We start from the raw sequence: 12,321 nt of genomic DNA, 5'->3' as shown, positions 1-12,321 counted from the left end.
ACCGTCCTCACTTCCGCGCCGCAGCGAGGGCCCGCGCCACCCCCGGCTCCTTCGGCCCCAGGAACTGCGGATCGGGCTTGAACACCGCGTCCAGCAGGGCCTTGCCCGCCGCGAACACCTCGCGGGTGCCCCCGTAGTACCAGGTGACGTCGTGGGTGGCGTCGACCCCGATGCCGTACGACCGCACGCCCGCCGCCCGGCACAGCGCGACGGCCCGCCGGATGTGGAAGGTCTGGCTGATCAGCACGGCCTCGTGGACGCCGAAGATCTTCCGGGCCCGCACGCAGGAGTCCCAGGTGTCGAACCCGGCGTAGTCGCTGACGATCCGCCGGTCCGGCACCCCACGCTTCGTCAGATAGGCCCGCATCGCGTCCGGTTCGTCGTAGTCCTTGCGGCTGTTGTCCCCGGTGACGAGCACGGCCTCGATCCGCCCGGCCCGGTACAGCTTCGCCGCCGCGTCCAGCCGGTGCGCGAGGTACGGGGACGGCTCGCCGTTCCACAGCCCGGCCCCGAACACCACCGCGACCTCGGTGCGCGGCGCGTCGGCCGTCGTGCGCAGCCCGTCGGCCGTGCTCACGTACAGCCAGGTCACCGGAAGCAGCGCCAGCACGCACAACAGCATGACCGTCTGCACGGCCCGCCGCTGCCCGGCGCGGGTGCGTGGCAGGCGGGGCAGCCGCGGTCTGAGGATTCTCGGGTGCGGCAGGCGCGGCATGGTTGTTCGTCCCCCCCGGTGGCGTCCGATCGCGTCGGTATTCGACAGATGGGGACGCAGCGTAAGACCGTTCGGTTCGCCCGGGTACCGTGACCGGGCTCACTCGGCGCCACGCAACCGCAGGTGGGAGGCGCTCACACCGCCACCGCACCGGGCCGTGAACCCCCGGAAAACACCTGACACGCCCGTGCAACCGCGCGGCAACCTCGTACCGTCACCATCGGTTCATGACGGCGTCGAAACCCTCTCACGACGAGTCCAGGACCCTCTCCCACGCTCGGCTCCGCCCGAGCGGGGGGACCCCCACCGGCGGGCAGCCGCTCGGTGGCGCCCACCTCGACAGTACGGCGCAACTCATGAACGCGATCACCAGTCAGCTCGGCAGTCAGCTCAGCCTCGTCTCGCTGAACGGGACCCGCCGCCCCGCGCCGCCGCCGCTCGTCCTCGTCGCGCACGGCAGCCGCGACCCGCGCGCGCTGAGCACCGTACGCACCCTGATCGAGCGCGTCCGCGAGCTGCGCCCGCACCTGTCCGTGCACCTCGGTCACATCGAGCTCAACGAACCGCTGCTGGCCGACACGCTCGCCTCCCTCGACACCGGCGACGGCGCCGACGGTGCCGTTCTCGTGCCGCTGCTGCTCAGCCGCGGCTACCACGTCAAGCGGGACATCCCCGAGGCCGCGGCCGCAATCCCGGGACTGCGGGCCCGTATCGCCGCCCCGCTCGGCCCGCATCCCCTGCTCGTCGAGACGCTGTACGCACGGCTCGTCGAGGCCGGCTGGCGGACCGGGATGAGCGACGCGGCCCGGCGTGCCGGCGGGGTCGTGCTCGCCGCCGCGGGCTCGCGCGACCCGGAGTCGATCACCGACACCCGCCGCACCGCCCAACTGCTGGCCGAACGCCTCGGCGTGCCCGTCGTCCCCGCGTACGCCTCCGCCGCCGCGCCCACCGTCGCCGCCGCCGTGCGCGCCCTGGCCGCGCGTGGCCGCCACCGCATCGCCGTCGCCTCCTACTTCACCGCGCCCGGCCGCTTCGCCACCGAGTGCGCCGCGGCCGCCCCCTGGATCGCCGCCGCTCCGCTGGGCACCCACGCCGCGATGGCCCGCCTGGTCCTGCACCGCTACGACCAGGCCGTGGCGACCCCCGAACCGGCCCCGGAACGCGAGCTGGCCTCGGCCTGATCCACGCCTCCCGGCGGTAGGCCGCGCCCCGTTTGTCACTGCCTGCGTTTACTGTCGGGTACATGGACGGCACCGCACCCCTCTCCGACGAGTACGACCCGACGTCAGTCGAGCGCTGGGCCGTAGAACCCGACAAGCGTCCCGGCCGCACCGCCTTCCAGCGCGACCGCGCACGCGTGCTGCACTCCTCCGCGCTGCGCCGCCTCGCGGGCAAGACCCAGGTCGTCACCCCGGGGACCCGCAGTCAGGCCTGGGACGCCAGCGCCCGCACCCGCCTCACCCACTCCCTGGAGTGCGCCCAGGTCGGCCGCGAGCTCGGCGCCGCCCTCGGCTGCGACCCCGACCTCGTCGAGGCGGCCTGCCTCTCCCACGACCTCGGCCACCCGCCCTTCGGGCACAACGGCGAACAGGCGCTGAACGAGTTCGCGGAGGACTGCGGCGGCTTCGAGGGCAACGCGCAGTCGCTGCGCCTGCTGACCAGGATCGAGCCCAAGCGCTTCGTCCGCTCGGACGCTGTGACATCGGCCGCCGCCGCGGCGGGGGGCGAACTCGTCAGCGTGGGACTGAACCTCACCCGCGCCGCCCTCGACGCCGCCACCAAGTACCCCTGGCCGCGCGGCGCCCACCCCACCGACCCCGCCTCGCCGAAGTTCGGGGCCTACGAGGACGACCGGCCGGTCTTCGACTGGATCCGCAAGGGCGCCCCCGGCACCCGTACGTGCTTCGAGGCCCAGGTCATGGACTGGTCCGACGACGTGGCGTACTCGGTGCACGACGTCGAGGACGGACTGCACGCCGGCCACATCGACCCCAACTGCCTGCACGCCGAACCGGAGCGTGAGGAGATCTTCAAGGTCGCCATCGGCCGGTACGTGTCCGCAGACACCGACCCGACCGAGCTCTCCGAGGCCCTCGACCGGCTCCTGGAGCAGGAGTGGTGGCCGCACGGGTACGACGGATCGGCCGTCGCGCAGGCCCGGTTGAAGGACGCCACCAGCCAGCTCATCGGCCGCTTCTGCCTGGCCGCCGAGGGCGCGACCCGCGCGCGGTACGGCGCCGGCCGCCTCACCCGGTACGCGGCGGAGCTGGTCGTCCCGCGCGCCGCCCGCCACGAGTGCGCCGTCCTCAAGGCCGTCGCCGACCGGTACGTCATGCAGCGTGCCGAGCAGGAGCGGCTGCGCGCCGATCAGCGGATCGTCGTCGCCGAGCTGGCCGAGGCCCTCACCGCCCGCGCCCCGGACGGTCTTGACCCGCAGTTCCGGGCGCTGTTCGACGAGGCCGGGGACGATCGCGCGCGCAAGCGGGTGATCGTCGACCAGATTGCCTCGCTCACCGACGCCTCGGCACGTTCACTGCATCTCAGGTTCACCACCCGCCCCACAGGCGGCGGCGGAGTGTGACCCTGAGTGGCCTGATCGGGCCACACCCTCTTCCCGCATCACGCTGCGTGCGGGACGCTCGCTTGGCGACAACGTTACGAGGAGGCATCAAGTGGTCGACGCGGATCAGACATTCGTCATCGTCGGAGGAGGCCTGGCCGGCGCCAAGGCGGCCGAGACGCTCCGAGCGGAGGGTTTCACCGGCCGCGTGATACTGATCTGCGACGAACGTGACCACCCCTACGAGCGCCCGCCGCTCTCCAAGGGCTATCTGCTCGGCAAGGAGGAGCGGGACAGCGTCTTCGTGCACGAACCCGCCTGGTACGCGCAGAACGACGTGGAGCTGCACCTCGGCCAGACCGTCGACGCCATCGACCGCACGGCGAAGACCGTCCGCTTCGGCGACGACGGCACCCTCGTCCACTACGACAAGCTGCTCCTGGCGACCGGCGCCGAGCCGCGCCGCCTCGACATCCCCGGGACGGACCTCGCGGGCGTCCACCACCTGCGCCGCCTCGCCCACGCCGAACGCCTCAAGGGCGTCCTGGCCGCGCTCGGCCGTGACAACGGCCACATCGTGATCGCGGGCGCGGGCTGGATCGGCCTGGAGGTCGCGGCGGCGGCCCGCGAGTACGGCGCCGAGGTCACCGTCGTCGAGCACGGGCCGACCCCGCTGCACGCGGTCTTCGGCCCCGAGCTGGGCCAGCTCTTCGCCGAGCTGCACCGCGAGCACGGCGTCCGCTTCCGCTTCGGCGTCCGGCTCACCGAGATCGTCGGCCAGGACGGCATGGTGCTCGCCGCCCGCACCGACGACGGTGAGGAGCACCCGGCCCACGACGTACTCGCGGCCATCGGGGCGGCGCCGCGCATCGGCCTCGCCGAGGCCGCGGGCCTGGAGATCGCCGACCGCGCGCACGGCGGCGGTATCGCGGTCGACGACCGCCTGCGCACCTCCGACCCCGACATCTACGCCGCCGGTGACGTCGCCTCCTTCCCGCACGCCCTCTTCGACACCCGGCTGCGCGTCGAACACTGGGCCAACGCCCTCAACGGCGGACCGGCGGCGGCCCGCGCGATGCTGGGCCGCGAGACGACGTACGACCGTGTGCCCTATTTCTTCTCCGACCAGTACGACGTCGGGCTCGAGTACTCGGGCTGGGCGCCCTCGGGGACGTACGACGAAGTGGTGATCCGGGGCGACGCGGGCAAGCGCCAGTTCATCGCCTTCTGGGTGAAGGACGGGCGGGTGCTGGCCGGGATGAACGTGAATGTGTGGGACGTCACGGAACCCATCCAGCGACTGATCCGGTCCCGGGCCCAGGTGGACACCGAGGCGCTGGCGAACCCGCACGTACCGCTGGAGAGCCTTGTCCCCTGACCGATCAGAGGTCCCTGCGACGAACGGCGGCCATCGACTGTCACACCACCCCCGGCTGCGATTCCCCGGGGGGCAACCCCCGGACCCCCGGCCGGGGCGTTCGCCTCGCCCCAGGAGTGTCAGTCCGGCCCCGTAGAATCACCTCGTGGCTGGAAGGATCAACGACGAGGACGTGAAGGCGGTTCGGGACGCGGTCCCGATCGACGCCGTCGTGTCCGAGTACCTCCAGCTGCGCAACGCGGGCGGCGGAAACCTCAAGGGTCTGTGCCCCTTCCACGACGAGAAGTCCCCGTCCTTCCAGGTCAGCCCCAGCAAGGGTCTCTTCCACTGCTTCGGCTGCCAGGAGGGCGGCGACACCATCACGTTCGTGATGAAGGTCGACCACCTCACCTTCTCCGAGGCCGTCGAGCGCCTCGCCGGACAGGCCGGCATCACCCTGCGCTACGAGGAGGGCGGGTACAACCCCTCCCACCAGCGAGGCGAGCGGATCCGCCTGGTCGAGGCGCACAAGATCGCCGCGCAGTACTACGTGGAGCAGCTCGATATCAGCCCCGAGGCCGACGCGGGCCGCAAGTTCCTCGCCGAGCGCGGGTTCGACCAGGCCGCCGCCGCGCACTTCGGCGTCGGTTACAGCCCCCAGGGCTGGGACCACCTCACCCGCCATCTGCGCGGCAAGGGCTTCACCGACAAGGAGCTGCTCCTCTCCGGCCTCTCCCAGGAGGGCCGCCGGGGCCCCATCGACCGCTTCCGCGGCCGCCTGATGTGGCCGATCCGCGACATCGGCGGCGAGGTCGTCGGCTTCGGCGCGCGCAAGCTCTACGAGGCGGACAACGGCCCGAAGTACCTGAACACGCCCGACACCGCGATCTACCGGAAGTCCCAGGTCCTCTACGGCATCGACCTCGCCAAGAAGGACATCGCCAAGGCCAGCCGCGCGGTCGTCGTCGAGGGCTACACCGACGTCATGGCCTGCCACCTGGCCGGCATCACCACCGCGATCGCGACCTGCGGCACCGCGTTCGGCAGCGACCACATCAAGATCCTCAGACGCCTCCTGATGGACAACGGCTCGGCCCGCGTGATCTTCACCTTCGACGGCGACGCGGCGGGCCAGAAGGCCGCCCTGCGCGCCTTCGAGGACGACCAGAAGTTCGCCGCCGAGACGTACATCGCCATCGCGCCGGACGGCATGGACCCCTGCGACCTGCGCCTCGCCAAGGGCGACGAGGCGGTCGCCGACCTCGTCGAACCCCGCACGCCCCTCTTCGAGTTCGCCCTGCGCCAGATCATCCTGCGCTACGACCTGGAGACCCCGGCGGGGCGCGCGGCGGCCCTGGACGAGGCGGCGCCCATCGTCGCCCGCATCAAGAACAGCGGCGCCCAGCACGAGGTCGCCGTGCAGCTCGCCGGCATGCTCGGCATCCTCGACACCCAGTTCGTGGTCAAGCGGGTGGCCCAGCTGGCCCGTTGGGCCCGCGACCGCGGCGGCAGGGGCCCGGCCCCCGCCGACGGGCAGCGCCCCCAGCAGACGTACGCCACGGTCCGGACGTCCGCGGGCGGCCCGGCGCTCAACCTCCGCAACCCCGTCTACGCCACCGAGCGCGAGCTGCTCAAGCTCGCCCTCCAGCGGCCCGAGCTGGTCTCCCCGGCCTTCGACGCCTACGGGATCGACGAGTTCACCGCCGCGCCCTACGCCGCCGTACGCCTGGCGATCATGGAGTCGGGCGGTGCCGAGTACGGCACGCAGGACCCCCAGGAGTATCTGGTCCGGGTCCGCGAGGCCGCCCCGGACGACGTGGTCCGCTCCATGGTCACCGAGCTGGCCGTCGAGGCGATCATGCGCAAGACCGTCGACGAGACCTACGCGGGCGACCAGCTCGTCATGGTCCGCCGCCGCGCCGTCGAGCGCCGCGTCGTGGACGTCCAGGGTGCCCTGGCCCGCGCGAGCGCCCACGGCGACCCGGCCCAGCTGGCGGCCGTGCAGAACGAGTTGTGGGTGCTCCAGCAGTACGGACAGGCGCTGCGCGAGCGGGGCGCGGAGGCGCTCTGAGGCCGCCCTGCCCGGATGGGCCCGGCGCACATGCCAATCCCGTACGCCCTTCAATCGGTTTCGCGCGCGCTGAGCTGCGCACTCGGACGGCACGGTAACCACCGGGTCACGGACCGGAAGCAAAAAGTCACCGCACGCCCCTCGTGGCGGCGATGTGTCGTACTCCACACTGGGTTCCGGTGCCTGAGTCCTCGGAGCGCGGCCGACCCGCACGCGACGGGTTTCCGATTCCCGCGGTTCCGCCAAACGACTACGGGATGGACAGCGGCGAGGCCGTCGACCCCATCCCCGACGTACCGCTGCCGCACGCCTCAGCAGCGACATTCCTGGAGGTCGCCCCCGTGCAGACCCAGACCCTCACACAGACCGACAACCTCACGGACACGGATACGGACGCCGAGCCCGACGCCGTCACGGCGGTGCCCCCGCAGAGGGGTGCCGCGCACCACCCCGAGACGGAGCCGGACGGGCCGGCGGCGGACGCCGTCGAGGCCGAGGCCGAGCCCGTGGAGGTCGAAACCGAGGCCGAGGTCCCGGAACCCGTCGAACCGCCCCGAGGACGCAGTACGGACACCGGAGGCCCCTCCTCGGACCTGTTCCGCCAGTACCTGCGCGAGATCGGGCGCATTCCGCTGCTCACCGCGGCGGAGGAGGTCGAACTCGCCCGTCGCGTCGAGGCCGGACTCTTCGCCGAGGAGAAGCTCCGCCTCGCCCCCGACCTGGACAGTCAGCTCGCCCTCGACCTCGACAAACTCGTCGTCATGGGCCGCATGGCCAAGCGCCGCCTCATCGAGGCGAACCTGCGCCTGGTCGTCTCGGTCGCCAAACGCTATGTGGGCCGCGGGCTCACCATGCTCGACCTGGTCCAGGAGGGGAACCTCGGTCTGATCAGGGCGGTGGAGAAGTTCGACTACGCCCGTGGGTACAAGTTCTCGACGTACGCGACCTGGTGGATCCGGCAGGCCATGTCGCGGGCGCTGGCCGATCAGGCCCGTACGATCCGGGTCCCCGTCCATGTGGTCGAGTTGATCAACCGGGTCGTGCGGGTCCAGCGGCGGATGCTGCAGGAGCGCGGCTACGAACCGACGCCGGACGAGGTCGCCGCGCACCTCGACCTTCCCGGTGAGCGGGTGAGTGAGGTGCTGCGTCTTGCCCAGGAGCCGGTGTCGTTGCACGCGCCGGTGGGGGAGGAGGACGACGTGGCGCTCGGCGACCTGATCGAGGACGGTGACGCGACGTCGCCGGTGGAGTCCGCCGCGTTCCTGCTCCTGCGGGAACACCTGGAAGCGGTGCTTTCCACGCTCGGCGAGCGTGAACGCAAGGTCGTCCAGCTCCGGTACGGGCTCGCCGACGGCCGTCCCCGCACGCTCGAGGAAATAGGCCGCATCTTCGGCGTCACCCGCGAACGCATCCGCCAGATCGAGTCCAAAACCCTCAACAAACTGAGGGACCACGCGTTCGCGGACCAACTCCGCGGCTACCTGGACTGACCCGACGTCTCTCGCCCCCGCCGCCCCTACCCGTCCCATCCCCGGGGGCTGCGCCCCCAGACCCCCCGATCGGCCTGAACGGCCTCGTCCTCGAACGCCGGACGGGCTGAAGGCTCTTGGGGGCGCGGGGAACTGCGCGACCAGCCCCCACCGGGCCGCAGTCGAAAGACCACCCTCCGGGGTCTGGGGCGGAGCCCCGGGAGGATGGGACGGGTAGGGGCGGCGGGGGCGAGGAAGCACCTCCCCGCACCCACCCACCCACACCCGCTAGTCGACCTCGGCCACCGCCTGGGCGAACTGGGCCTTGTAGAGGCGCGCGTACGCACCGTCGGCAGCCAACAGTTCCGCATGCGCGCCCTGCTCGACGATCGACCCGTTCTCCATCACCAGGATGGTGTCCGCGTCCCGGATCGTGGAGAGCCGGTGGGCGATCACGAACGACGTCCGCCCGTGCGCGAGCTTCGCCATCGCCTTCTGGATCAGCACCTCCGTACGGGTGTCGACAGAACTGGTCGCCTCGTCGAGGACGAGGATCACCGGGTCGGACAGGAACGCCCGCGCGATGGTGATCAGCTGCTTCTCGCCCGCGCTGACCCCCGTACCCTCGTCGTCGATGACGGTGTCGTAGCCCTCCGGGAGGGTACGGATGAAACGGTCCGCGTGCGCGGCCCGCGCCGCCTCCTCGATCTCCCCGCGGGTGACCTCCCGCGAGGCCCCGTACGCGATGTTCTCCGCGATCGTGCCGCCGAACAGCCAGGTGTCCTGGAGCACCATCCCGATCCCGGCCCGGAGTTCGTCCCGGGACATGGACGCGATGTCGACCCCGTCGAGGGTGATCCGGCCGCCGGTGACGTCGTAGAACCGCATCAGGAGGTTCACCAGCGTGGTCTTGCCGGCGCCGGTCGGGCCGACGATCGCCACCGTGTGGCCCGGCTCGACCTTCAGCGACAGGTCCTCGATGAGCGGCTTCTCGGGGTCGTAGCGGAAGGACACGTTCTCCAGCGCCACCCGCCCGCGCAGCTCGTCGGGGCGCGCCGCCGGCACCGGGTCGGCCTCCTGCTCCTCCGCGTCGAGGAGTTCGAAGATCCGCTCCGCCGACGCGACACCGGACTGCACGAGGTTCGCCATCGAGGCGACCTGCGTCAGCGGCATCGAGAACTGGCGGGAGTACTGGATGAAGGCCTGGACGTCGCCGATCGACAGCGAACCGGACGCGACGCGCAGACCGCCGACGACCGCCACCAGCACATAGTTCAGGTTCGACACGAACATCATCAGCGGCTGCATGACCCCGCTGTTGAACTGCGCCTTGAACCCGGCCTCGTACAACTTCTCGTTCTGCTCGGCGAACTGCGCCGCCGACTCCTCCTGCCGCCCGAACACCTTCACCAGCGTGTGCCCGGTGTACATCTCCTCGATGTGGGCGTTGAGCTTGCCGGTGGTGCGCCACTGCTGCACGAAGTGCGGCTGCGAGCGCTTGCCGATGCGCGTGGCGACGAAGAAGGAGAGCGGGACCGTGACGAGCGCGACCAGCGCGAGCAGCCACGAGACCCAGAACATCATCGCGAGCACGCCGATGATGGTCAGCAGGGAGTTCACCAACTGACCCATCGACTGCTGCAGGGTCTGCTGGATGTTGTCGATGTCGTTCGTGGCGCGGCTGAGCACCTCACCGCGCTGGCGCTTGTCGAAGTACGACAGCGGCAGCCGCGAGAGCTTCGCCTGCAGGTCCTCGCGCATGTGGTAGACGGTCTTGTTGACGGCCCGGTTCACCAGGCGCGTCGCCACCGCCATCAGCAGGCCGGCCAGCAGGAACGTACAGAGCGCGAGCAGCAGTACGTTTCCGACGGCACCGAAGTCGATGCCCTTGCCGGGGGTGAAGTCCGTCCCGGCGAGCATGTCGGCCATGCCGCCCTCACCACGCTTGCGCATCGAGGCGAGGACCTCGGCCTTGGTGGCGCCGGCCGGCATCTGCCGCCCGATGATGCCCGCGAAGACCAGGTCGGTGGCCTTGCCGAGGATCTTCGGTCCGACCACCGAGAGCCCCACGCTCAGGACGACGGCGACCAGCATCCCGTACATGGTGACGCGCTCGGGTTTGAACTGGGCCAGGAGCCTTTTCCCGGACACCTTGAAATCCATCGAGCGCTGATCGGGGCCGCCCCCGGCCATCATGCGTCCCATGGGCCCGGCCATCAGGCGGCCTCCGCTTCCGTCAGCTGGGAGAGAACGATCTCCCGATAGGTCTCGTTGTCGGCCATGAGCTCGTGGTGACGCCCCGTGCCCACCACCCGGCCCTCGTCGAGGACCACGATCCGGTCGGCGTCCCGAATGGTCGACACCCGCTGGGCGACGATCACCACGGTCGCCTCGGCGGTCTCCTGGGAGAGCGCCGCGCGCAGCGCCGCGTCGGTCGCGTAGTCGAGCGCGGAGAAGGAGTCGTCGAAGAGGTAGATCTCGGGGCGCTGGACGAGGGTGCGGGCGATGGCGAGGCGCTGGCGCTGACCGCCGGAGACGTTGGTGCCGCCCTGCGCGATCGGCGAGTCCAGGCCGTTCTCCAGCCGCTCCACGAAGCCCTTGGCCTGTGCCACCTCCAGCGCGTGCCACAGCTCCTCGTCGGTCGCGTCCGGATTGCCGTACCGGAGGTTGGTGGCGACCGTCCCCGCGAAGAGGTACGGCTTCTGGGGGACGAGCCCGACCGTCCTGGCGAGCAGCTTCGGCTCGACGGTCGACACGTCCACGCCGTCGACGAGGATTTCTCCGTCGGTGGCGTCGAAGAGCCGGGGCACGAGCCCGAGCAGCGTCGACTTGCCGCTGCCCGTCGACCCGATCACGGCGGTCGTCTCACCCGGCCGCGCCACCAAGTCGATGGACTTCAGGACGGGCTCCTCGGCACCCGGGTAGCGGAACCCGGCGCCGCGGATCTCCAGGTGGCCGTGGCGCCGCAGCTCCACGACGGGCGCGCTCGGCGGCACGACGCTCGACGAGGTGTCCAGGACCTCTTCGATGCGCTCGGCGCAGACCTCCGCGCGCGGCACCATCATGAACATGAAGGTGGCCATCATCACGGACATCACGATCTGCATGAGGTAGGCGAGGAACGCGGTCAGGTCGCCGATCTGCATGCCGCCGCTGGCGATGCGGTGGGCGCCGAACCAGACCACGGCGATCGACGAGAGGTTCACGACGGTCATGACCATCGGGAACATCAGGGCGAGCATCCGGCCGGTACCGAGGGACACCTCGGTCAGCTGGGCGTTGGCGGACTCGAAGCGGTCCTTCTCGTAGTCGTCCCGGACGAAGGCGCGGATGACGCGGTTGCCGGTGATCTGCTCGCGCAGCACCCGGTTCACGGTGTCCAGACGCACCTGCATGGTCCTGAACAGCGGGCGCAGCCGGCGCACGATCAGGGTCACTCCGATGCCGAGCACCGGCACCACGGCGACCAGGACCGCGGAGAGCGGCACGTCCAGGCCGAGGGCCAGCACGATGCCGCCCACACACATGATCGGCGCCGACACCAGCAGGGTGAACGTCATCAGGGCGAGCATCTGCACCTGCTGGACGTCATTGGTGGTGCGGGTGATCAGGGAGGGCGCCCCGAAGTGGCCCACCTCGCGTGCGGAGAAGGACTGCACCCGGTCGAAGACGGCGGCCCGGATGTCCCGGCCGACGGAGGACGCCGTACGGGCGCCGTAGTAGACGGCGCCGATGTTGCAGACGACCTGGACCAGCGAGATCCCGATCATCAGGGCACCGAAGGACAGGATGTAACCCGTGTCTCCCTTGACGACACCGTTGTCAATGATGTGTGCGTTCAGGGTCGGCAGATACAGGGTCGCGCAGGTCTGCAGGAACTGCAGCAGCACGAGGAGAGCGATGGGTTTCTTGTACGGACTGAGGTAGGTCCGAAGCAGTCGTATGAGCACGCGGCTTCTCTCGGAGTCGTCGACGGCAGTGCGGTCGGTGGTGCACCACCCCCTATCGTCGAACACTCCACCCGTGTTACCTCAACCGATTAATCCAAGAGCGGACCAAGAGCGGACCGGAACCGGACCTTGAGACGTACGTCATAGGGCCCATGCCGGCCTCTACGCCCACCGGTGACACGCGTCCGCACCCCTCCCG

At 70.8% G+C, this 12,321-nt stretch carries 8 protein-coding genes; 5 read left to right on the top strand and 3 right to left on the bottom strand.

What is annotated here, in order from left to right:
- Positions 1–7 precede the first annotated feature (7 nt).
- A complete protein-coding gene (locus ACFZDJ_RS04400) occupies positions 8–715 on the bottom strand; it encodes a vancomycin high temperature exclusion protein (RefSeq protein WP_054233541.1) in 708 nt (235 codons plus the stop codon).
- 356 nt (positions 716–1,071) lie between these two features.
- Between ACFZDJ_RS04400 and ACFZDJ_RS04395 the strand changes: the two genes are divergently transcribed.
- From ACFZDJ_RS04395 to ACFZDJ_RS04375, 5 genes are all read left to right on the top strand, one after another.
- Positions 1,072–1,896 carry a CbiX/SirB N-terminal domain-containing protein gene (locus ACFZDJ_RS04395; RefSeq protein WP_391056019.1) on the top strand — a complete coding sequence of 275 codons (825 nt, stop codon included), beginning with the start codon at positions 1,072–1,074 and terminating at the stop codon, positions 1,894–1,896.
- Positions 1,897–1,958: 62 nt separating this feature from the next.
- Positions 1,959–3,296 carry a deoxyguanosinetriphosphate triphosphohydrolase gene (locus ACFZDJ_RS04390; RefSeq protein ID WP_384905427.1) on the top strand — a complete coding sequence of 446 codons (1,338 nt, stop codon included), beginning with the start codon at positions 1,959–1,961 and terminating at the stop codon, positions 3,294–3,296.
- 91 nt (positions 3,297–3,387) lie between these two features.
- Positions 3,388–4,653: an NAD(P)/FAD-dependent oxidoreductase gene (locus ACFZDJ_RS04385; protein WP_168508544.1), complete on the top strand. Its 1,266-nt coding sequence runs from the start codon at positions 3,388–3,390 to the stop codon at positions 4,651–4,653.
- 145 nt (positions 4,654–4,798) lie between these two features.
- Positions 4,799–6,703: a DNA primase gene (gene dnaG, locus ACFZDJ_RS04380; RefSeq protein WP_390927578.1), complete on the top strand. Its 1,905-nt coding sequence runs from the start codon at positions 4,799–4,801 to the stop codon at positions 6,701–6,703.
- 179 nt (positions 6,704–6,882) lie between these two features.
- Positions 6,883–8,193 (top strand): sigma-70 family RNA polymerase sigma factor, encoded by a 1,311-nt coding sequence (locus ACFZDJ_RS04375; protein WP_391056016.1) that lies wholly within the window; start codon positions 6,883–6,885, stop codon positions 8,191–8,193.
- 267 nt (positions 8,194–8,460) lie between these two features.
- Here the strand turns inward: ACFZDJ_RS04375 and ACFZDJ_RS04370 are convergent, their stop codons facing one another.
- Together ACFZDJ_RS04370 and ACFZDJ_RS04365 are read right to left on the bottom strand one after the other, a co-directional pair.
- Positions 8,461–10,389: an ABC transporter transmembrane domain-containing protein gene (locus ACFZDJ_RS04370; RefSeq protein WP_391056013.1), complete on the bottom strand. Its 1,929-nt coding sequence runs from the start codon at positions 10,387–10,389 to the stop codon at positions 8,461–8,463.
- Complete coding sequence (locus ACFZDJ_RS04365; protein ID WP_391056010.1) at positions 10,389–12,122, bottom strand: ABC transporter transmembrane domain-containing protein; 1,734 nt, start codon at positions 12,120–12,122, stop codon at positions 10,389–10,391. Before ACFZDJ_RS04365 ends, ACFZDJ_RS04370 begins: the two co-directional genes overlap by 1 nt.
- Between the last annotated feature and the right edge of the window lie 199 nt (positions 12,123–12,321).

This window comes from Streptomyces sp. NPDC007896 (assembly GCF_042959425.1).
Taxonomy (GTDB): domain Bacteria; phylum Actinomycetota; class Actinomycetes; order Streptomycetales; family Streptomycetaceae; genus Streptomyces.
Note: the sequence above shows the minus strand (reverse complement) of the source record. Positions and strands in the feature narration are given on the sequence as shown.